We start from the raw sequence: 19,630 nt of genomic DNA, 5'->3' as shown, positions 1-19,630 counted from the left end.
GAACGCAAGGCCATCACCGCCACCCTGGCCGCCAACAGCGGCAACAAACTGGCCACGGCGCGCCAGCTGGGCATCTCGCGGGCCACGCTGTATGACCGCATGGCGGTGCTGGAGCAGCAGGGCTGAGTCACCCGCCGCCTGCAGGCCGTACCGTCGCCAAGAGGCAGGGCGCTTCCTGCCGCTCCCGATCCCGGAACCAACCCCGGAACCAAGCCCGGAACCAAGCCCGTGAACATGAAAAATCTCCTCACCCGCCTCAAGACCGCATTCAGCAAGCCCGCCCCCGAGCCCGCTCGCCAAGAGGAACACCCGAAAACCCAGCACCAGCCGCACGAACCCCAGTCGGATGCCGCAGAAGAAGAAGTACTCATCAACGCCTACTGCACCGTCTGGGACCTTCCCGCGCTTGACTTTCCGCACACGCTGGCCGGGCGCCGCGATCTTTCGGACCCTGAGCTGGCACCCCATCTTTCCGGCTTTGTCGGCTATGTGCTGGGGCGCGGCGATGGGCAGATGACGCGCAACCGCTACCACGCCATGCGCCACATCCAGCGCGTGCAGCAGCACCTGAGCCTGGGCATTGCGCCGGCCCAGCTCGATGCCTTTGCCGGCTGGGCGCAGCGCGCCAACGCCATCGCATTTCTGGCGGACGGCAGCATTCGCGACCCGCAGGGCCGCATCCTGCTGGCCGCCAACGGCGCCGAGCCCGATGAACAGGCCGCGCTGCCCTATCCGCAGCAGGCCTGGCAGCGCAAGCAGCGCAGCGAGCAGACGCTGGCGCAGCGCGGCTTCACGCCAGCGGCCAGCCTGCCGCCGCTGATCTCCGAGCCCGAACTGCGCATGCGCGCGCCCGACGAGATCGCCGCACGCGCCTTCGCCCTGCTGGCCGTGGCCGTGCGCGCCGAATCGCTGAACGACGCACTGAACGAAGCACTGAACAGTGGCGAACCGCTCACCCCCGAACAGCTGTTCCAGCGCCTGCCGGCCGCCCAGGCTGCGCTCACCCCCAACGAGCGCGAATTCATGGCCACTGCCCAGCCCTCTGAAGAGGCCATCGCCAAGTTCGGCTGGCGCTACGAAGCCGCGTATTTACTGGAATGGGCGCTGGGCCTGGTCGATACGCTGCCGTTCCCCGATGCCATCTGCGACGTGCCGCTCACCTCGCGCACCCTGCTGCAGGCGGGCGACCTAAAGGGCGCCCTGCATGCCGCACGCATGCGGCCCGACAGCGAAATCCTCGACGCACTGGACCAGCACTACCGCCTGCACTGGATCGTGCGCCAGGCCCAGGTGCAACAGCAGTCCGCGCCAGCCGGGCTGAACGCCGACGTGCTCATGGAACGCCACCATGCGCTGAACTGGCTGGTGCGCTTCGAAGGCAATGACTGGGATGACGTGGACACGCCCACCTGAGGCGTGTTGCGCAGGGCGCCTGGCTGCCGCGGCCACAGCTCAACCCCCGCCCAACTGCTCCAGCGTGATGCACGCCAGCCACCTGCAGCCATCCAATGGCCAGGCGGCGTCATCCGAGATGCAGCGCCCGGCGGCGTCCATCTGGATGCGGGTGACGTGGCGGTTGGCGCCGGGCCTTGAGCGGCGGGCGGGCATGGCCAGCAAGGCTTCGGGCAGCGGCTGCGCTGATGGATAGGGTTCGAGGCGCGTGAGATTGTTTGCAGAGCGCAGGCGCAGCGGTGATCGCTCCATGCCGATCACCCAGGTCCAGAAGAGCGCCGGGTGGCGAAACCTGTGACCTGGCATTTCCAGCAGCAGCATGGCGCTGCCGCCCCGCTGCATGGCTTGGGCACAACGCAGCGGAGCGAGGGCGGGGAAATTCTCAAGCTGCGCTTTCCAGCCGGGCAGCAGCAAAGCCAGAACCTGCGCCAGCTCTTGCGGGCCGGGCTGTGGCGTCAACTGCAGCGGCAATTGCACCTGCAGCCATGCCCGTTGCCGCAGCACGGCAGCGCATCGCCGTGCACACCACCAGGCGCCCAGCGGATCGGGCAGGCACTGGGCATCGGGAACCGTGGGCAGTGTGGCCCAGCGCGTCTTGCGCGTCTGTGTACCCACCTGGTAGCGCCATTGCGTATCGAAGCGCAGGCCGGGCATGAAGGTACGAATGGGAGACCTGGGCATGTGCATTGCGGCTGCAGATCCACCACCGTCAGGCCGGTGCGGGCCTGGCTGCAAGCGTGACCGTGCCAAGCCACTGGCATGGGTGCCAGGGGCCGCCCGCATCATGCAGGAGGCAGGTCCCGTCGGCTTGCACCTGGATCCGGGTGGCGTACCCACTGGACCAGGGCAGGGTCGAGCCAAAGGGCAGGGCAAGCAAAGCCTTGGGAGGCGCCATGGCCTGCGTACCTAGTGACGGCAACGTGTCGGACGCAACGCAATCGTCGGTGCACGACAACGGCAGCTCCGGCTCGTACCCCACCACCCAGGCCCAGAAAATGCCCGGCTTGGGCCCTTCGCATTCCGGTGACTCCAGCATCAGCAAGGCACTGCCTCCCTGCTCGACTGCCTGGGCGCACAGCAAGGGCGTCCGGGCGCATTCAGCAGGTGCCTGCACGTCCCAATCGGGCAGCAGCACATCAAGGATCTGCGCCAGCTCCTCCACGTCGGGAAGCGGGGGCAGGTGAACGGGCAGCCGCAGGAACAACCAGTGCTGCTGCTCCAGAACCACGGCGCACCGGCGAACGCACCACCAGGTGCCATAAGGGTCGGCCGGGCCAGCAAGGTCGGAGGCCATCGGCAGCTGTGTCCAGCTGGTCTTGCCGGCTTCCGCACGCCTTCTGTATTGCCAGTGACCATCAAAGAGCAGGCCGCTGATGAGGCGTTGACCGGGACTACTTGGCTCCAGCGGAATTTCCCGCTCGTACTGCTCTGGCGTGAGATTGGAGTTCTGCATTTCTTCGGGTCAGGAAAGCCGGTCAGGAAAAGCCGGTCAGGAGAAGCTGCTGTTGACGGCAATGTCGTTGCTCAGTGGCTCCAGCGTGATGGCCGCCGTGCAGCGGTATCGGCTTGCGCGCGCATCCAGGCCATCCACATCACACAGCCCCTCGCCATCCACCGTCACCCTCAAGGCGTGGTTCCATGCCAGGGGCGAGCCGAAGGGCCAGATCAGCAGCGCGCCAGGGCGCCCGGGCATGTCAAAGGCTGAAATGCGCTTGGCACGCTGGAATCTCTCGTGCATTTCCACGCCGATCACCCAGGCCCAGAAAACGGCTTGCACGCCATCGCTCGAATCCTCGGTCTGCAGTTGCAGCAAAGAGCAGCCACCGGCAAGCAGCGCATCGGTGCTGCGCAGCAGCGGCGCCTGTGTCGAGGGTTCATCGAGCACCTTCACGTTCCAGCCCGCAAGCATTGCGCCCAGGGCCAGCGCCACATCGCCACATTCCGGCTGCGCCGGCAGGCCCGAGGGCAGATGCGCGGAACGCCAGGGCCTGCGATTGAGCACTGCAACGCACTGGCGCACGCACCACCAAGCCCGCTGTGGATCTGCTGCAGCCATGCCGCCTGCCCGGGTTGCCGGCAGCCGTGCCCAATAGGCTCGGCCTGAAGGCGTGAGCGCCGAGTAGGTCCACAGTCCGTCAAAGCGAAGCCCTCGGGTGAAGCGGTGGGTGAGGTGCGTGGTCTCAGCCACAGGACCTCTCATCATCGTGTGCCGAAGGCTGGGCACCGTACGGAGTCTTGATGCCGTAGCGGTCCCCGATGCGCATGAGCGCCATACCCAGGGATGTGCGCGGCTCTTTGGTCTTGCCCAATGCGAGGTCAGAAATCGTTGCTTGACCGCAGCCCACTTCGCGGGCGATCTGGCTTTGACTGACACCCTTCGCAGCAAGTCTGGCGAGGTAGTCTTTCCATTCCATAGTTTCATGCTATCGAAAAGTCGATTTTTTTACAATCGAATTTGACATATCGGTTTTCCGTAAGCTACGGAGCATGTCAACCGATTTCGGCCAACGCCTCAAAAGTGCTCGCAGTCTTGCGGGCCTCACCCAAGCGCAGCTGGGCCGCCAGGCGGGCATGGGGCAATCGACCATTGCCGACCTTGAGAGAAGCGGAAACGGCACCTCCAAAACAGCCACGCTCGCGTCCCTGTGCGGTGTCTCGGCCCTGTGGCTGGAATGCGGCAAGGGCCCCATGTCGGCCGATGCCGCAGCGCTGCAGCGCCAACTGCCCCAGGGCACGCGTCGCTATCCCCTGCTTGGCCTGCAGCAGACAAGCTGCCGCAGCGCACAAGACGCCATGGACGATGCCGACGATGAGCAGTTCCTGGGCATCGAAGTCGCCAGCGACAACGCATCGCCCCGTGCGTTCTTCGTGCGACTGGAAGACAACGCCATGGCCCCGGAAATCCGGGAAGGGGACCGCGTGCTCATCGATCCCGCCCTGCCGCCGCGGCCCGGGGACTGCGTGCTGGCCACCGACTCCCGGCAACAGGCCATCTTGCGCAAGTACCGGGTGCGCGGCCTGGACAAGGCCGGTGCGGAAATCTTCGAGCTGGTGCCGCTCAACGAAGACCATCCCACACTATCCAGCGACGAGCAGGCGCTGCAGTTGCGCGGCACCGTGGTGGAGCATCGCCGGCGGTTCCAGGCCCGGTAGCAGGGCCGAGGCCTTGGCACCGCTGCGGCGGCCTTGGTGCTGCCGGCTGCCGCGCCCGTGATTCATGGATGGCGGCAAGGGACAAGCGGCTTGGGCAAATCTTCCGGCTCGGGCAGGCATCAACACAGTGGGTGCCCCTGCAGGAGGCCGGCATGGCCGAATTGGTCGACTTGACCGCATTGGCCATCTCGCGCGGGCGACAGCGTCACTGCGGCCAGGCAGCGGCACTCGCGCCACTGCCCGTCAATGCCATCCACGTCGCAGTGCCCGTCGCGGTTCATCTGCACCCGCGCCGCATAGCCGCAGGCCCAGGGCATGCTCCAGCCAAAGGGAATGGTCAGCAGCGCGGCAGGGCGGGGCGCGCGGCTTGCGGGCCATGGCTTCACCGGCGCGGGCAGCATTCTCTGATGCATCTCCACGCCAATCACCCAGGCCCAGAACGTGCTCTGCGGCCGCTGGTGCAGCGCCTCTGACTGCAGTTGCAGCACCGCTCCGCCCCCGGCCATCACTGCCTGGGTGCAGGACTGCATGGACATGTGCCCGGCCCCTGCGCTCAGTTGTACCTGCCAGCGCGGCATCAGCGCGTTCAGGGCCAGCGCCACATCTTCCGGCCCCGGCCGCAAGGGTATGTCTGAAGGCAGATCCACCGACTGCCACATCTCCCGCCGCAGCACGGCAGCGCAGCGCCGCACACACCACCAGGCGCCATGCGGATCAGCCCTGCCCGCATCAGGCTGCCCCAGCGGCAGCCGCGACCAACAGGCCCGGCCCGATGGCGCGCGGGCGGCGTACTTCCATTGCGCAGCGAAGCGCAGGCCAGGGGTGAAGTGGTGGGTGATGTGCATGGATGTAGGCGTCTGCGTCTAGTTGAAGCTTGTGCGGCCAAGTTGATCCAGAGTTTGGACAGCTTCACCGAAAGCGGTATGAGAAGTTTTAAGTTGAGCCATAGGCTGGCTCTTCAAAACTGGCGAATTCAAGTGAATTTGCACTAACTCTATCGTACCGAAATCGGTATAGCAAGACCAAAGAATGCTGCCCATGCGCAGCTTCGTGAACGCAACATTGGCCGAAAACGCTGCCCTGATGATCAAGGGCAAGGCGATCGGGCGCCTGCGTAGTGACATGAAGAATGCTGGATTCGACATCGGGCAGGGCACTTTGCAGCGCATCGTTGGCGGGGAAACCGGCGTGCGAATGGAGTCACTGCAGAAGTTTGCTGATTACTTCAGCGTGGACGTCGATACCTTGTTGCGAGGCCGTGTCGCGGAAGGTGAGGACTTCATCCAACTCGTCCGCCTGGATGTTGAAGCCGCGCCCGAACGCTCTCGAAAAACCAATCTTGTCGAGGAACTCGGGGCTCTCCAGTTCCGACGCGATTTTCTGCGTGCTATCGGCGTCAGCCCGGTGAACGCGGGCATCGTCCATGTCACCGGAACCAGCATGGAGCCCACGATTCGGGACGGGGCCGTGCTCTTGCTCAATCGTGCGGATCGAACGCCGCGCCGTGGCAGCGTCTATGCATTCGCGTGGGAAGGGCAGATGCTTGTGCGGCGCTTTCAGCGGGTGGGTGACGTTTGGCATGCCGTGGCCGACAACGCTGATAAAAGCGAGCACCCGGATATCGTCATTGCCGGGAAGGCAGAGAGTCTGGTGCAAGGGCGAGGCATATGGGTCGGGGCCAAGCTCTGAGTCTGGCGTTGCTTTGTGGCTGACTCTTTCATCCGTCGTGGGAACTTGAATGCTTTGTGCATACGCTTGGGATGAGGCAGTCGCAGAGCCAAGCAATTGGGATCTCCCTCGGAACTGAGCCGCTGGCTTGGCCGGGCGTCTAGCTTCTGGGCCGATATCGACCATTTGGTGGCGCTCATCTGTGGGCCTGGGGGTGTTGGCTTTGCAGCGTGAGCGGTCTGTCGAGGCCGGCAGGCGCATTCACGCTCACTGCCAACGAGCAGTCAGTCGGAGTAGCGACCGGCAATAACCACGCTGACAGTTACTTGGGGTGAAGCCGGCCGGCTGTTTAACGGACGGCATGTAACCGTGGACAAAGTCGGCGGCGACGCCAAATCAGAAATCAGGATTTACTCTAGATTTAGAGTTAGGAGTCTGCGCGGCAGAACCGGGTAGCTCCTGATGCCGCACGGCAGTGCAGATGCGTTGATGGGGCATGGCATGGCATGGCATGGCATGGCTGGAAGCCACCGACCCTACGAGCACGACCAGATGCTGCTGCTGTCGGCGGGGCCGCAAGACTGGCTGCCGGCAGGCCACTTGGCCCACTTCTTGGCGTTAGCGCTTCACGCGATCTTCACTCTCGCCTGCTCACTCTGCTCAGCCAAGCGTCAATTGCACCCATCAGACAGCGTCTGACGTCTCGACCACTGGTTCGATCCGACAGCTCAGTATGACGGCGTGGGGCGAGGGCTGGCCTTGGTCCGTGCTGGACGTGTTCTCGCCGTCGACGAACCAGACTGCGGCCTCCTCGATGATCATGGCTACTAGTAGAGACAGTGCAAAGAACACTTTCGGCCCGAATGGAAGCAGGATGGGGCGCGCCGTGCGTCGGGTCCCACGCACGAGAGACAGGAGCGAGTGGTAGGCATCGACGGGCTCCATCACCCCATATTCCATCTGCTTGTCATTCAGTTCCTGCAGCAGGTCCTTGTTCTGCTCCTGCACCTCCTCCAGATACTTCTCTTCAGGAGAGGTCGGTACGAAAAGCCAAGTGTCTCCCGGCTCCAAATACTCCGCCGCACCGATCGCTTTGCCCTTCTCGTACCCCAGCGCCACGATCAGCTCGATTGGGTTGTCCGGCGCTGCGGTCCAGCCCGCGAACTCGTCGTTCACCGGTGCGATGCGGCGGATGGCGGAGGACCATTGAGCAGTTGGCTTCACATAGCGCGCCAAGCTATAGCCGATCTGAAGGTCCACCGGCCCGCTGCGCGCAAGGCGCTTAATCTCCGAAAAGATGGCGCCCATCTGCTGGCGCGACAGACAAGACACGTCGACAAAAATCGACGCGGTGCCGCTGCCGTTGCGCGACAGGGCGCGGATGACATCGCATGTGTCGCGACATTTCAGACGTTCAACCTCGAGGCGCTTCGAGAATCGGGCTTCACCTTCGGCTCCATACCCGACCGCAATCATCCGCGCGTTCAGATCGCCCTCGGCCGTCAGCAGCATCAGCAGATTCCGTCTCCGCCGACCTTCGCCGTCTCCGACAATGATCAATGCAGGCTCGCTGCTGAGCACTGCAGAAGTCGCCTTGCCTTCGATGTTCACTTGCGTGAGGTTTCGGATGGCCAGCTTCAAAATAGCCCGTCCTGCTTCCAAGCCCCGGATTGCTCCGGTGGCGGTTGATCAACTTTCGCTTCGCTCTTCCGCTCCACAGGAGGTGGATTGAGGATCGCTGACAAGGACACTGGCTTCGACTTGCGCATCGGCAACTTGAAGATCGGCGCCAGGAGATAAGTCAACCTGAAGCGCTTGCCCCGAAGCGACCGGTATCCACCGACCGTCGCGGGCGATTCAAAGCAGACGATTGCGCCGTGGTTCATCGCAATCCGCAAGGCGTTCTCGACGTCATCGTCGACGTCGTTGTCGACGATGAAGGACAACGGAGGATCCTCGACAAAGTCGGCGGTGACCAGGCGGTCATGAAAGTAGTCGCCTATCTTCTCCAGCACCTGGAAAACCGATGCAGAAGTCTTGATTGAGTGGAACTGCTCACTGGCCAGGGACTGCAACATCTCAGAGTACCGCTGGCAGTTCCAGAGCACCCCTTCCGTCTGCCGAGGCACTGGCACAGGGAGCTGCTTCGGGTCTGCATGGGACAGGATGCGTGTGATCAGACCGATCAGCCAACGTGGATTGCCCTCGCTGATCGCCGAGAGAGACTCCCAGCCTGCGTAGGTGGCGTTGAACGGCTTCACGCCGCGCTTGCGTCCTTCTGACCTGCCTCGGTAGGCGTTCCGGAACGCAACCAGCGGTGCGACCTTGCGCAGAGTGTTGCCGTTGAAGTCGCTCGGCTGCATCCCCAGTTCCTGCGTGAGGTCGATTTCCTTGCGCTCGAGGAACCTGACGAAGGAAGCGTCCTTCTCCGAGAGGGAGACAAAGTGATCTGTGATCTGCTTGGTCGCTGCACGCGTAGCCCGTGCGAACAATCCCAACTGCTCCGCCTCTTCACCCTCGTCGACCACCGAGTAGGCGGACGTGCCGAACACGTTGTTAGGGGTTTCACCGCTCAGCCCTACATAAGACTGACTTCTTGAAAGGAACACGTTTTTGCAGAACTCGCTGGCCTCTGCCTTGTCCGCGTACCAAAGCTCGACCTGTCGGACGTCGTTGAGCTGGCTTGGAGCGGCAACGTCTCGCTGGTAGAGCACATCAGGCCCGCACGGTGCCAACGCGACCTTTAGCAGGAGCTTCTGACCACCGCTCGCTCGCATAGACGCCAACACCGTCTGCTGCAAATGCATCGGCGCCACCTCGAACTCGTCAAGGAGCAAGCACCAACGATGGTCCGACCGGCCATACATGGCGTCAAACGTCTGCAGCCCCTGGGACGTCGCTTCCAACATGTCGAGGCCAAGATAGTCACAGCTGCGAACAACTGCCTCTCCGACCACCTCTGGCCCAAGCGATGCGCACAGATGCGCCTGGCTCTTGATGTCCAGCAGACGAAGGCGAAGTGCTTCTACCAGGCTGGCTGGGGAGAGCGAAATCGGCTTGAGGCGCCACAATGCCGCGATTGACTTGATCGCGGCCTCCAGTTCGGTCTGCGTCGGACGTAGTTCGCCATCAACGACATCGTTGCCGCGCCGAACGGGATTCAAAAGAACATGCCGCTCGATTCCGCTGGCAACCGCCAGCAGTACGTGTGTCACGAACGCGGCTTGCGAGAACAGGATGCCAACCCGTTCGTTTTGGCCCGAGCGCTGCAGCGACTCGAGCATCGTGCCCCACGCTATGTCGGAGGGAACGTAGACCCCGGTATAGCCGAGCGTGGACTTGACCTCGTCCGCCTGCGGACCACTCCAGGCCGCCTGTCCCTCTGCGCTCAGCATCTTCAGAAGCGTCGTCTTGCCGCCGCCCCGAGGTCCGACCAGCACCGAGTTCCACGGTCCCGCCAGGAGCGCAAACTTCGTAGATGGCACGAACGTGCGAGCCACATCCGCAAAGCTCATCGCCTTGGCGTTGAATGGCTCCAGGAAGCCCTGACTCATGAGGTTTTCCTCTCTAGCGTCAGCCAGTGGCCGTCCCTGTCTGCATGGATATTCAGTCTATGCCGACGATCGAGCTGTCTCTTGACGTGGTTGCGCGACTCCGGCGTCAGCAGGTCAGCCTCGGGAACATGCTTGATGACGTCAGACCAGTCCATCGGAAGATCCTCGAGCTTCGCGATCGCGGCAATGACTCTTCCTGGATCTCGAGCACCAAATGATGCCCCGTCGTAGATGCTGTTGCCATCGGATACCGCGGGCTGCCAGCCCTTCCCCTGCGCCCAGTCCCAGGTGCGAAACCGCCCAGTGATGCCGCGAGAATCCAACCTGACTTTGAGTAGGTAGAACTGGTTCTGGAAGGTCCCCGCCAGTTCGCTGATGTAGAACGCGAGGCTCGCCGCACCGAACACGAACGGTTGTTCGCCATTGCCCGACGAGAGTCCCAGCCGAGCTTCGTGCTTGTGGCCGTGGATCACCAGCCAATTGCCTTCTTCAGACAGCAGACGCAAAAGCTCCTGGCCGTTGTCGATGAAGTCGTGAGCGCCTTCGCCGTCCTGCGTGTGCGGCTCAGGCGGATGATGCATGATCGCGATGCTGATTTTGCGGTGATCACATTGCTGCAACGCCAGCTCCAGCTCCGACACCGCTGACTTCGGGAACGTGCCTCGCTCGTGCTCGAACTTATCGTGACCGTGCTCGCTGCAGCTGTTGACGATCAACACCTGATATTTCTCGGCCTCAACCAGCACAAGCCCGGCTCCGAAGTACCGTACCCGGTGATCTCGCCCCTTCGCCCCATCGTCGTCGTCCCGCGTCACCGACGGATACGGGGGCTTGAGGACCTTCAGCGGTTCGAAGGGCCCCAGGCCGGCCTTCAGGTTCGCGACGACGTTCTCGTGAACCTTGGCTTCCAGGCTGCGAGAGGTGACATCGTGATTGCCAGTCGCGCACAGTACGTGCTTGCTTTGCAACCGTTTGCCTAGGTCAACTAGGTGCTTCCACCCCGCCGTAAGCGTCACACCGTCATTTTGGAATGCGATATCGCCCGGGCAAAGAACCGCGTCGGCTGTCAACGACTGCGTGGCAACGAGGTCGTTCAGCCCAGCCCAAGGATTCTGCTTTGGACTTTCGCTTGCCAATTCGCCCGTAGGCTTGATTTTCAGGTGCGTTCGCGCACCTGCCGCATGGGCAAAGTGTGGATCGCCCAGAACGGCGAACACCGCCTCCACGACTTGTCCATCATACCCATCGGCCTCCTCCACAAGCGCTCCCTTTGAAATTGATTTTGCGCAATGTTAATCGCGCTGCCAATCGTAGTTGGAAAGAAGCACTTCGGCAGCGTGACGGCGCGCCGACGTAAAGCCGGCCACGTTGCGCGCCACGGTGAGGTCGTGACGGCGCCATTTCTTGAGACCTTCCAAGACGGTGTCTGCAGGCGAGTATGAGAGGAGCACTTTCGCGCCGCGACGGTCTGCCGCCCGGAGCGAGGCAATCAGCCGCCTCTCGTCCTTCTCTCTGAACGCGTCACAACCGTACTCGCCACGGTCCCGCTTGTCGCCCAAGGCGTAAGGCGGATCTAGGTAGACAAAGTCACCGGTGCCGGCCTCCTCGAGGATCTCTTCAAAGTCGCTGCAGCGCAGTTCAGCGGCCTTTAACAGCTTGGCGAACGCCTGAAAAGCCTCAAGGCTTGGCATGAAGAGATGGCCCTTGCCTCGGGCGACGTTGAACTGACCTGCGCGGTTTGTTCGATAGACGCCGTTGAAGCAATACCTATTCAGATACACAAACTGCGCTGCACGGTCGAAGGCATTCAACCGCTCTCGCGGCACCGCCCTAAGCTTGTAGTAGTCCTCGGGGTTGCTGCCAAACTGTGACGCGCGCTCCCACACCGCACGCGGATAGCGCTGAACGATGCGGTACGTCTCGATGAGGGATCGGTTCAGGTCCCCAAGGATGGCGTCCTCTACACGCAGGCGCAGGAACAGCACTGCCGAGCCTGCGAATGGCTCGATGTAGCGATCCGCACCCTCAGGCACCGCGGCAAGCAGCAAGGGCAACAGCTTTTTCTTGCTACCAGCCCAACGCAGCAACGGCTCCGCCGCGCCAGAGGCGCCGTCGGTATCCAATGTTTGCCGCACTTGCATGATCCAAGATTATGAACATAAACTTTGTGAATGCAAAGGAATGTTGTTTCGTTGGCAGAGGCTGCGGCCAGATGGACTCGCAGGAGAGATGTGCCGCTTAGTAAATCAACCGAGCGCGCCTATCGCGGCGAGGTAGACCGATTGGCACAGTTCTTTGCCGTCAAGCATGGCGGACTAATGCTGAGCGAGTTCAACGAAGCTCACTGGGACGAGTACGTCGATGAAGTTCGAGGCACACGGCCTCATGTGGTGACCTGTCAGGAGAAGCCGCTTGCCCCGGCATCCGTGGAACAGGCGATCAGGATCTCAGCGGCATTTCTCCGCTGGGCACGGGACGATGGATTGCTATCGTGGGCACCCAAAGCCCGGCGAATGCACACCGGCCCGAGTTCGGAAGTCCAGAGCCTTCGAGGGTCGCTGATCGGCTTTTCCGCCGATGAGGAACCAGTGCATCCGGACCTCTACGCGGCACTGCATAACCCGCTCGACAAGGAAGCGGGCCTAGGTCTACTGAGAGCCCATATGGCCGTGTTGCTGGCCTACTGGGGCGGCCTTGGTTCTAGCGATATCGCCGCACTCCGATGCAGCGATCTGCTGGCCGACACCGGAGCGCTGTGGCTCCGGCATCCGCGCTCGAAAAGCGTCGAGGAGATGCAGGGTGATGCGGTCAACACCTGGCTGCGGTACCTGGATATCCGGCAGGAAAACGACGTCTCGCTGACACGCAAGAGCCCGGCAATCGCCCGCTTGGGCTCCGACGAGCCGATTTCCTCATGGAGCGTGTGGGCGCTGATCGCTCAGTTTGTCGCGCAGGTCACTGGCCAGGAGCAGCACCACTCAGCCCAGTCTTTGCGGCGTTTACGCATCAGGCAGATGGCGTCCGAGCTGGAGCCTTCCATCGACGCATTGGCACAGTACGCTCAAAGAGGGCGCGTTGACTTCACCGTCGCCGGCCGCATGATCGTTTAACGTCCACCGAGCCGCTGTCATCAAGATCGATGCCGTCTCACGACACCGTCCACACCGCCTTCATGAGTGATCTAGTTCGCAGACGGTTTGAAACAAGTCCCCGATGAGTCGCGTCCACACGCTCAATGCCCGTGGCGACTTGCTTCTTCCGGCCATCAGGCAGCACTACTCATAGGCTGATGTCGCATGATGAGGTTGCCCGGAGCCAGTCGGTCTCTAAGGGCGTGGTGGCGAAGTACACAGCGCTAGCCGTCGCGGCCGGCCTGAGCTGCTGGGATGCGGTCGGACCGCTGGGCGAGACAGCCCCGGAGCGCCAACTGTTCGGTGCCTCGGCCGAGCAGCGAAGAGTGGCTCAGCCCGACTTCGCCCGGTTGCATGGCGAGTTGCGCCGCAAGGGCGTGACGCTGGCACCGCTGTAGGAGGAGTACCGAGCGGTGTACGAGGGCAAGCGCACCAGGGGCTCACGCAGCTCTGCGGGCACTACACGCGCCACGCCTGGACTCACAAGCGCTCGATGCGCCAGCAGCACCGCGCCAGCGAGAATCTGTTCGTGGACTACGCCGGGCCGACGCTGGCATTGGCCGATGGCGGGCGCGGACAGGTGTTCGTGGCGACCATGGGTGCGTCGAACTACACGTTTGCCTGCGTGACGGCCGGCCAGTCGATGCGCTCCTGGCTGAGCGCCATCGGCCGGGCACTGCGCTTCATAGGCGGGGTGCCGCAGATGATCGTGCCCGACAACGCCTGTGTGCTCACCGGATGCGCGGTTACGGTCGAAGCGGCTGCTCAGGCGGGCGGCGGCGAATGACTCTGTTCAGCCTGAAGCAGTCATCAAGGTAAGCATCGCGATCGGTCGTGCCTTGGACATCAAGTCTCAGCCTGCATTACGCTTGATCTCAAGGAATACGCGCAGGGCATCTTGATGAGACCGCTGCTCGGCCCAGGAGCGTGCGCATCCACCGTGCCCGTCGACCAAGTCCGGATTAGCTCCAGCGCGGAACAATAGTTCTGTGATGTACGCACGTGGGGCTGCGTCCCTGTCTCCCGCATCGTAGCGACGGCATGAATCCTCGCACTCGATATCAACAGAATGCTGCAGCGGATGCCAGCCGCCCAAATCGGGCTCGGGCCGGTTGACGTCCGCTCCAGATGCGATAAGCGCCTGGACTGCTTCTTCGTCGAGATTTTCGATGGCCATATTCAGCGGAGACATACCGACAGAGTATCCGAAAGCAGTCCTGGCGGGATTGACGGCCCCAGGCCGTCAACAGCCCTTCGCTGGAAGCTGTTGCCGACCATGTTTCAATCAGCCTATTCAACAGTTTGAAGCGTGGCTTCGCAGAGATCATCCCTAAAACGGCAGCTGTTGAGGACATGAAGTGCATGGAGCGTTTGTTCATTGCCTTTGATCTTTCGGCAAGCGAGCATGCGGACTTCAAAGCCGCCTTTTCCGAAGTCTTTGCCGTAGGCAGCCGCCTGTCACCAAGGGTGGACCTGCCGTCCTTTCGCTCTGTACGCTCTGCGCTTTGGCAAGCCTGGCAGTTTGTCATTGATGGCGGCGCGAAAGACGCAGGCACTGCCCGGTGCCTGCGTCTGAGGTTGGCGGAGATGAGTGGCAGCAACCCTCCACAAGCACCTCCAAAGCCCGTGCTGCGGGTCGCCGCCCGCCCCTCAGAAACTATGCATCAACCCCGCAGTCACCCCCGTAGCCACATCCTTGTTCTGCCCGCCCTGAAACCCTCCGCTCCAATGCGTGCGGTCCAGCTCCGCATACAGCTTGCTGCGGCGTGACAGCTTGTATTCCGCAAACAGCAGGGCGCGGGTGTAGCCGTCTGCGGCGCGGCCGCTGCGTTCGCGTTCCACGCGGTACAGGGCAGCGGTCAGGTCGAGCGTGCTGCGGGCGGACCAGGTGGCGCCCAGCGAGTGCACGCGCTGCACGGTGCGGCTGGTGGTGGCGTTGGTCTGGCCGTCGCTGCGCGCGGTGTTCAGCGCAAGGCGCAGGTTGTCCCATTTGTAGGAGGCGCCCAGGGTGGCGGCTTTCAGCTCCCACTGGTCTGCGGTCTTGAAGCGCTGGTAGGCGCCGGAGACCGTCCATGTCTGCGTGCCATAGGCCAGGCCAGCGCCGGCCGATGAGCGGGCGGAGCCGCCTTGCGCCGTCTCGCCAAAGCTGTACATGGCGCGGGCGGTGAGGCCACCGAAGCGGCCGGTGTACTTGACCGAGTTGTCCAGCCGGTACGAGCCCGTGGTGGCGCCCGCGCTGCCGTATTCCACGCCCAGGCCGTGGCTGCTGAGCGCGGCGGTGGCGATGTTGGGGTTGAAGGCGGCGAAGCGCATGCCCACGGGGTCCACGGGGCTGATGGCATCTGCCAGCAGGTTGGTCTGGCGTCCGGCCGTGACCTGGCCCCAACTGCCGCCCAGGCCCACGATGGCTGCGCGGTCGAAGAATTTGCTGGAGTTGGCGGTGGTGCCGGTGTCCAGGTTCAGGCCGGTTTCCAGGTTGAACAGGGCGTACATGCCGCCGCCCAGGTCTTCGCGCCCGCGAAACCCGAAGCGGCTGGTGGTGTTGACGCCGCTGGACAGCGCGGCGCCCGAGGTGTTGCTGGCCGCGTTGGCGGCGGTGAGGCCGCTGGTGTAGCGCACGCCGGTATCGGCAATGCCGTAGAGCGTGATGCTGGATTGCGCAAGGGCCGACAGCGGTGCGGCGGCGAGGGTGATCAGCACCAGGGTTTTGGTGTTCATGGGTGTGGCGAGGGTGATAGGGCTGGGCAGCGGCATGCCGCAGCACTGCCGTTGCAATGCCGCTGAATGGAGGTCGAACCGGGGAGGGGTGAAGGCCCCCTGTGTGTCGAGGGCCTTGAGTGCCTAGAGAGCCTTGAGGGCTCGGGGGCCTGCCGTCAGGGCTTGGCCGCCGGCTCCATGCCGGTGCTGCGCACGATGGGCGCTGCGGCGGGGGCTGCCAGGAAGCGGATCAGGTGGCGCGCCGTGTCAGGGCTCTTGGTGCCGGTGGCCACGCCAGCGGAGAAGAAGACGCGCTGCTGCACTTCATCGGGCAGGGGGCCGACGAATTCCAGTTCCTTGAACGGCAGCAGTTCGCTGACCTGCTGGAAGCCGATGTCCGCATCGCCACGCAGCACCACGGCGCCCACGCGCTCGCTGAGGATGCGGGTGGCCTTGCCCTTCATCTGCTCGGCCACGCCCAGGCGCGGGAACAGCTCGTTGGCCAGATAGGTGCCGCTGGCGCTGGCCGAGTAGGCAATGGTCTTGGCATCCAGCAGGGTCTGCTTGAGCGCGTCCACGGTGCTGATGTCGGGCTTGGGCGTGCCCTTGCGCACGCTCATGCCGATCATGGAGCGCGCCAGGTCCACGCGGCTGCCCGCTTCCACCTTGCCTTGGGCGGCCAGATTGTCCAAGGCTCCATCCGCGAGGATGACGATATCGAACTGCTCGCCCCGCGCCAGGCGGCTGGGAATGGAGTCCTGCGCGTTGCCCATGGAGGCACCGCGCGAGGTGACGACCTTGTGGCCCGTGGCCTGCTCGTACAGGGGTATCAACTGGTCGTAGGCGGCAGAGAAGCCGCCCGAGGTGACCACGCGGATTTCATCTGCGGCGGCGGTGGAGGGCGTGGCAGCGCCCAGGGCCAGGCCCAGGCTGAGGGCGCCGCCCAGCAGCGCGCCCAGGGTGCGGCGGCGCAGGGTGGATGGCACGGAGGACTGCACAGAGGGCGGCAGGGGGGTGGAACGGATGGCGGTCATGGTTTGTCTCCTGGTTTTTTATGGTTGGGGAACGGCTAACGGCTGCAGAGGGGATCAATCGGCGGTGATTTTTCGCTCGCGGATGATGCGGCCCCACTTGGCGTGCTCGGCGGCAATGAACTGGCCCAGTTCCTCGCGGGTGTCCGGGGCGGCGGTCTGGCCGTGCTTGAGCAGGTTGTCGCGCACTTCGGGGGTGTTCAGCACCTTGACCAGCTCTGTGTTCCAGCGGTCCAGCAAGGGCTTGGGCGTCTTGGCGGATGCCACGAAGGCGTACCAGTTGGTGGCGTTGAAGCCGGGGAAGCTCTCGGCCACGGTGGGCACGTTGGGCAGGTAGGCCGGGCGCGTGAGGCCCGTGGTGGCCAGCGGGATGAGCTTGCCCGATTCGATGTGCGGCAGGGCCGTGGGCGGGGCCGCGTAGAAGGAGGTCACGCGGTTGCCCAGCACGTCCTGCAGGGCGGGGGCGCCGCCCTTGTAGGGCACGTGCAGGGTGTCGATCTTGGCGACATCGTTGAGCAGTTCACCGGCCAGGTGCGATGCGGAGCCGGGGCCGGTGGAGGCGAAGTCCAGCTTGCCGGGTTCGCGCTTGGCCTTGGCCACGTATTCGCCCAGGGTCTTGATGCCGGTGGCGGCAGGCACGACGAGCACGTTGGGAAAGTTCACGCCCATGGTGATGGGGGCCAGGTCCTTGAGCGGGTCGTAGCCGATCTTCATGAAGTGCGGCGCGATGGCCAGCGGGCCGATGGAGCCGAAGAGCAGCACCGAGCCGTCGGACGGGCCATTGGCCACCTGCGTGTGGGCCAGGTTGCCGCCCGCGCCGGGCTTGTTTTCCACGACCACGCTCTGGCCGATGTTCTCGCCCAGCTTCTTGGCGATGATGCGCGCGGCAATGTCGGCCGAGCCGCCTGCGGCGAAGCCGACCACCATGACCACGGGTTTCTTGGGGGGGAAGTCCTGGGCCTGGGCAGTGCCCACGGCCAGGGAAAGAAGGGCGGCCAGGGCGCCGCCTGCGATCAGTCTGCGTTGGTGCATGTCGTCTCCGTTTGTTGGTCTTGCCTGCCCGCAGGGGGCAGCGTTATCAAGGGCGCCATCCTATGCAGCGGGTGTTATTCTGTGAATTGCAACTTTTGGAAGGACTGTTGCGTGCAGCGCATCAAATTCGACATGGGGGAACTGATCGCCTTCGTGACCACGGCCGAGAAGGCCAGTTTTCGCCTGGCCGCAGAAGCGCTTTTCCTGTCGCCGCCTGCCTTGAGCCGGCGGGTGGAGCGGCTGGAGTCCGTGCTGGGCGCGCGGCTGCTGGAGCGCACCACGCGGCGTGTGGAACTGACCGAGGTGGGCCATGAATTCCTGCAGGAGGCGCGCAGGGCCCTGGCCGGCCTGGACGAGGCCGTGCAGCGCGTGGATGACCAGCTGAAGCTGCGCCGTGGCCGCGTGACGGTTGCCTGCGTGCCTTCGGTGGCCACCAATCTGCTGCCGCCCGTGCTGAAGACCTTTGCCGTGGAGCAGCCCGATGTGCAGGTGCATGTCATCGACGAGAGCGCGCAGCAGGTGGTGGAGGCCGTGCTGCGCGGGGATGCGGACTTTGGCCTGAGCTTCACGGGCAGCCAGGAGCCGTCGCTGCGCTTTGAGGCGCTCACGCGCGAGCGCTATGTGCTGGCCATGCCGCGCAGCCACGCCTGGGCCGCGCGCAGCCAGGTGGAATGGGCCGAGCTGGCGGGCAAGCGCCTGGTCTCCGTCTCCCACAAGAGCGGCAACCGCCTGTTGCTGGACCAGGTGATGGCCGGCCTGCCAGAGCAGCCCGTGGCCTGGCACGAGTGCAACCACGTCACAGGCGCCCTGGCCCTGGTGGAAGCCGGCCTGGGCCTGGCCGCCGTGCCCCAGCTGGCCCTGCGCCAGGACCACGCCCAGGTCTGCGGCGTACCCCTGACCGCGCCCGATGTGTGGCGCACGCTGGGCCTGCTGCAAAGGCGTGACCGCGTGCTGGGGCCTGTGGCGCAGGCGTTGCGGGAGTGTCTGGTGCAGGTGCAGGGCGCGGGCGGCTGAACTGGCCTTGGATTCACTGCGTTGCAACCCCGATGCGCGCAGGCCCTGGCATGGCTGCCGCATAGCGCAGTGCTCAGAAGGATGGGATCACACTTTCGCATGAGTGCAGCTCATGCATCTGTGAATTAAAACCATTTTACTTCATCGATTCGCATCCATACCATTCGCTCCCATTGTTCGTTTGCATTTGGGAAGCAGTCATGGTCAACACCACACCCTCGGATCGCATGGATGCCAGAGCCGGCTCCCGCGCTGAATTTGGCCGTCTCGCGTGAAAGCAGCCATGTCACGTCCGCTCCGTCTGGTCGCCGTTTCCGGTGGACTGCAACGCCCCTCCAAATCTGCCGCCCTGGCAGAGCATCTTTCTGATCTGATCGCCGACGAAGTTCCGTGCGAACAGCGCCTGGTGGAGCTGGGCCAGCTTGCGCCGCAGCTTGCCGGCGCGGTGTGGCGCTCGCAGTTGCCCGAGATGGTGGAGCGTGAGCTTGCGGCGGTGGAGCAGGCGGATGTGCTGGTGGTGGCCACACCGGTCTTTCGTGGCGCCTACACCGGGCTGTTCAAGCACTTCTTCGACTTCGTCCACCAGGACGCCTTGATCGACAAGCCCGTGCTGCTGGCGGCCACCGGTGGCAGCGAGCGCCATGCCCTGGTGATCGACCACCAGCTGCGGCCGCTGTTCAGCTTCTTCCAGGCGCGCACCCTGCCGCTGGGCGTTTACGCGACCGACAAGGATTTCGTGGACTACCGCCTGCACGACGAGGCCCTGATACAGCGGGCCGCACTGGCGGTGCAACGGGCATTGCCGCTGGTCGAACTGATGCACCGCGCCAGGCCCTGCCTGGCCGAGGAAATGGCTGCGGCCTGAATCACCCCACGTTTTTTTACTTCTAAATCAGGT

The 19,630-nt window shown here is 63.8% G+C and carries 22 protein-coding genes; 9 read left to right on the top strand and 13 right to left on the bottom strand.

Features of this window, described 5'->3' with window-relative positions; genetic code table 11:
* Both INR38_RS28875 and INR38_RS12780 read left to right on the top strand, forming a co-directional pair.
* The coding region (locus INR38_RS28875; protein WP_207444318.1) for a helix-turn-helix domain-containing protein at positions 1-126 on the top strand (126 nt) is incomplete at its 5' end.
* Between the two features lie 108 nt (positions 127-234).
* Positions 235-1,413, top strand: coding sequence for a DUF4272 domain-containing protein (locus tag INR38_RS12780; RefSeq protein ID WP_207444317.1), 1,179 nt, complete (start codon positions 235-237; stop codon positions 1,411-1,413).
* A gap of 39 nt (positions 1,414-1,452) precedes the next feature.
* Here the strand turns inward: INR38_RS12780 and INR38_RS12775 are convergent, their stop codons facing one another.
* From INR38_RS12775 to INR38_RS12760, 4 genes are read right to left on the bottom strand one after another with little or no spacing between them, the layout of a single operon-like run.
* The gene (locus INR38_RS12775; RefSeq protein ID WP_242699050.1) at positions 1,453-2,133 is read right to left on the bottom strand and encodes a hypothetical protein; all 681 of its coding nucleotides are present in this window, start codon (positions 2,131-2,133) and stop codon (positions 1,453-1,455) included.
* A 28-nt stretch (positions 2,134-2,161) separates the two neighbouring features.
* The gene (locus INR38_RS12770; RefSeq protein ID WP_207444315.1) at positions 2,162-2,905 is read right to left on the bottom strand and encodes a hypothetical protein; all 744 of its coding nucleotides are present in this window, start codon (positions 2,903-2,905) and stop codon (positions 2,162-2,164) included.
* Positions 2,906-2,941: 36 nt separating this feature from the next.
* The gene (locus INR38_RS12765; protein WP_207444314.1) at positions 2,942-3,640 is read right to left on the bottom strand and encodes a hypothetical protein; all 699 of its coding nucleotides are present in this window, start codon (positions 3,638-3,640) and stop codon (positions 2,942-2,944) included.
* Positions 3,633-3,866, bottom strand: a complete 234-nt coding sequence (locus INR38_RS12760; protein ID WP_207444313.1) for a hypothetical protein — start codon at positions 3,864-3,866, stop codon at positions 3,633-3,635. Before INR38_RS12760 ends, INR38_RS12765 begins: the two co-directional genes overlap by 8 nt.
* Positions 3,867-3,939: 73 nt before the next feature.
* On the opposite strand from INR38_RS12760, the gene INR38_RS12755 reads away from it, so the two are divergent.
* The gene (locus INR38_RS12755; protein WP_096915758.1) at positions 3,940-4,605 is read left to right on the top strand and encodes a LexA family transcriptional regulator; all 666 of its coding nucleotides are present in this window, start codon (positions 3,940-3,942) and stop codon (positions 4,603-4,605) included.
* Between the two features lie 119 nt (positions 4,606-4,724).
* Here the strand turns inward: INR38_RS12755 and INR38_RS12750 are convergent, their stop codons facing one another.
* On the bottom strand, positions 4,725-5,264 hold the full coding sequence (locus tag INR38_RS12750) for a hypothetical protein (RefSeq protein WP_242699049.1): 540 nt from the start codon (positions 5,262-5,264) through the stop codon (positions 4,725-4,727).
* Between the two features lie 379 nt (positions 5,265-5,643).
* On the opposite strand from INR38_RS12750, the gene INR38_RS12745 reads away from it, so the two are divergent.
* Entirely contained in the window at positions 5,644-6,294 is a 651-nt protein-coding gene (locus INR38_RS12745; RefSeq protein WP_242699048.1) for a S24 family peptidase, read from the top strand.
* A 663-nt stretch (positions 6,295-6,957) separates the two neighbouring features.
* Here INR38_RS12745 and INR38_RS12740 read toward each other — a convergent pair.
* The 4 genes from INR38_RS12740 to INR38_RS12725 are packed head-to-tail and all read right to left on the bottom strand — an operon-like array spanning position 6,958 to position 11,968.
* Positions 6,958-7,914, bottom strand: coding sequence for a hypothetical protein (locus INR38_RS12740; RefSeq protein WP_207444311.1), 957 nt, complete (start codon positions 7,912-7,914; stop codon positions 6,958-6,960).
* Entirely contained in the window at positions 7,911-9,827 is a 1,917-nt protein-coding gene (locus tag INR38_RS12735; RefSeq protein ID WP_207444310.1) for a hypothetical protein, read from the bottom strand. The genes INR38_RS12740 and INR38_RS12735 overlap by 4 nt, the downstream gene beginning before the upstream one ends.
* The gene (locus INR38_RS12730) at positions 9,824-11,086 is read right to left on the bottom strand and encodes a metallophosphoesterase (protein ID WP_207444309.1); all 1,263 of its coding nucleotides are present in this window, start codon (positions 11,084-11,086) and stop codon (positions 9,824-9,826) included. The genes INR38_RS12735 and INR38_RS12730 overlap by 4 nt, the downstream gene beginning before the upstream one ends.
* 33 nt (positions 11,087-11,119) lie before the next feature.
* Positions 11,120-11,968: a Dam family site-specific DNA-(adenine-N6)-methyltransferase gene (locus INR38_RS12725; protein ID WP_207444308.1), complete on the bottom strand. Its 849-nt coding sequence runs from the start codon at positions 11,966-11,968 to the stop codon at positions 11,120-11,122.
* A 90-nt stretch (positions 11,969-12,058) separates the two neighbouring features.
* Here INR38_RS12725 and INR38_RS12720 point away from each other — a divergent pair, with 90 nt between their 5' ends.
* The 3 genes from INR38_RS12720 (at position 12,059) to INR38_RS12710 (ending at position 13,745) form a co-directional block, all read left to right on the top strand.
* Positions 12,059-12,937, top strand: a complete 879-nt coding sequence (locus INR38_RS12720) for a hypothetical protein (RefSeq protein WP_207444307.1) — start codon at positions 12,059-12,061, stop codon at positions 12,935-12,937.
* A gap of 179 nt (positions 12,938-13,116) precedes the next feature.
* Positions 13,117-13,356, top strand: a complete 240-nt coding sequence (locus INR38_RS12715; protein WP_207475966.1) for a hypothetical protein — start codon at positions 13,117-13,119, stop codon at positions 13,354-13,356.
* A 95-nt stretch (positions 13,357-13,451) separates the two neighbouring features.
* Positions 13,452-13,745, top strand: a complete 294-nt coding sequence (locus INR38_RS12710) for a transposase (RefSeq protein WP_207444305.1) — start codon at positions 13,452-13,454, stop codon at positions 13,743-13,745.
* A 66-nt stretch (positions 13,746-13,811) separates the two neighbouring features.
* On the opposite strand, the gene INR38_RS12705 is transcribed toward INR38_RS12710, so the two are convergent.
* From INR38_RS12705 to INR38_RS12690, 4 genes are all read right to left on the bottom strand, one after another.
* Complete coding sequence (locus INR38_RS12705) at positions 13,812-14,150, bottom strand: hypothetical protein (protein ID WP_207444304.1); 339 nt, start codon at positions 14,148-14,150, stop codon at positions 13,812-13,814.
* A 458-nt stretch (positions 14,151-14,608) separates the two neighbouring features.
* Positions 14,609-15,712, bottom strand: coding sequence for a porin (locus INR38_RS12700; protein ID WP_088165375.1), 1,104 nt, complete (start codon positions 15,710-15,712; stop codon positions 14,609-14,611).
* Between the two features lie 119 nt (positions 15,713-15,831).
* Entirely contained in the window at positions 15,832-16,689 is an 858-nt protein-coding gene (locus INR38_RS12695; protein ID WP_207444303.1) for a substrate-binding domain-containing protein, read from the bottom strand.
* A gap of 54 nt (positions 16,690-16,743) precedes the next feature.
* Positions 16,744-17,718: a tripartite tricarboxylate transporter substrate binding protein gene (locus INR38_RS12690; RefSeq protein ID WP_207444302.1), complete on the bottom strand. Its 975-nt coding sequence runs from the start codon at positions 17,716-17,718 to the stop codon at positions 16,744-16,746.
* A gap of 111 nt (positions 17,719-17,829) precedes the next feature.
* Between INR38_RS12690 and INR38_RS12685 the strand changes: the two genes are divergently transcribed.
* Both INR38_RS12685 and msuE read left to right on the top strand, forming a co-directional pair.
* Positions 17,830-18,732: a LysR family transcriptional regulator gene (locus INR38_RS12685; protein ID WP_207444301.1), complete on the top strand. Its 903-nt coding sequence runs from the start codon at positions 17,830-17,832 to the stop codon at positions 18,730-18,732.
* 283 nt (positions 18,733-19,015) lie between these two features.
* Positions 19,016-19,597 (top strand): FMN reductase, encoded by a 582-nt coding sequence (msuE, locus tag INR38_RS12680; RefSeq protein ID WP_071954854.1) that lies wholly within the window; start codon positions 19,016-19,018, stop codon positions 19,595-19,597.
* Positions 19,598-19,630: the final 33 nt, after the last annotated feature.

Source organism: Delftia sp. SD018 (genome assembly GCF_017355445.1).
GTDB classification, from domain to species: domain Bacteria; phylum Pseudomonadota; class Gammaproteobacteria; order Burkholderiales; family Burkholderiaceae_C; genus Comamonas; species Comamonas acidovorans.
Note: the sequence above shows the minus strand (reverse complement) of the source record. Positions and strands in the feature narration are given on the sequence as shown.

What these genes read in the sequence shown, in the direction of transcription:
- INR38_RS12780 (WP_207444317.1), top strand. Translation starts at nt 235, where the DNA reads ATGAAAAATCTCCTCACCCGCCTCAAGACCGCATTCAGCAAGCCCGCC.
- INR38_RS12775 (WP_242699050.1), bottom strand. Translation starts at nt 2,133, where the DNA reads ATGCCCAGGTCTCCCATTCGTACCTTCATGCCCGGCCTGCGCTTCGAT.
- INR38_RS12770 (WP_207444315.1), bottom strand. Translation starts at nt 2,905, where the DNA reads ATGCAGAACTCCAATCTCACGCCAGAGCAGTACGAGCGGGAAATTCCG.
- INR38_RS12760 (WP_207444313.1), bottom strand. Translation starts at nt 3,866, where the DNA reads ATGGAATGGAAAGACTACCTCGCCAGACTTGCTGCGAAGGGTGTCAGT.
- INR38_RS12755 (WP_096915758.1), top strand. Translation starts at nt 3,940, where the DNA reads ATGTCAACCGATTTCGGCCAACGCCTCAAAAGTGCTCGCAGTCTTGCG.
- INR38_RS12750 (WP_242699049.1), bottom strand. Translation starts at nt 5,264, where the DNA reads ATGTGGCAGTCGGTGGATCTGCCTTCAGACATACCCTTGCGGCCGGGG.
- INR38_RS12745 (WP_242699048.1), top strand. Translation starts at nt 5,644, where the DNA reads ATGCGCAGCTTCGTGAACGCAACATTGGCCGAAAACGCTGCCCTGATG.
- INR38_RS12735 (WP_207444310.1), bottom strand. Translation starts at nt 9,827, where the DNA reads ATGAGTCAGGGCTTCCTGGAGCCATTCAACGCCAAGGCGATGAGCTTT.
- INR38_RS12725 (WP_207444308.1), bottom strand. Translation starts at nt 11,968, where the DNA reads ATGCAAGTGCGGCAAACATTGGATACCGACGGCGCCTCTGGCGCGGCG.
- INR38_RS12715 (WP_207475966.1), top strand. Translation starts at nt 13,117, where the DNA reads ATGTCGCATGATGAGGTTGCCCGGAGCCAGTCGGTCTCTAAGGGCGTG.
- INR38_RS12710 (WP_207444305.1), top strand. Translation starts at nt 13,452, where the DNA reads ATGCGCCAGCAGCACCGCGCCAGCGAGAATCTGTTCGTGGACTACGCC.
- INR38_RS12705 (WP_207444304.1), bottom strand. Translation starts at nt 14,150, where the DNA reads ATGTCTCCGCTGAATATGGCCATCGAAAATCTCGACGAAGAAGCAGTC.
- INR38_RS12700 (WP_088165375.1), bottom strand. Translation starts at nt 15,712, where the DNA reads ATGCCGCTGCCCAGCCCTATCACCCTCGCCACACCCATGAACACCAAA.
- INR38_RS12695 (WP_207444303.1), bottom strand. Translation starts at nt 16,689, where the DNA reads ATGACCGCCATCCGTTCCACCCCCCTGCCGCCCTCTGTGCAGTCCTCC.
- INR38_RS12690 (WP_207444302.1), bottom strand. Translation starts at nt 17,718, where the DNA reads ATGCACCAACGCAGACTGATCGCAGGCGGCGCCCTGGCCGCCCTTCTT.
- msuE (WP_071954854.1), top strand. Translation starts at nt 19,016, where the DNA reads ATGTCACGTCCGCTCCGTCTGGTCGCCGTTTCCGGTGGACTGCAACGC.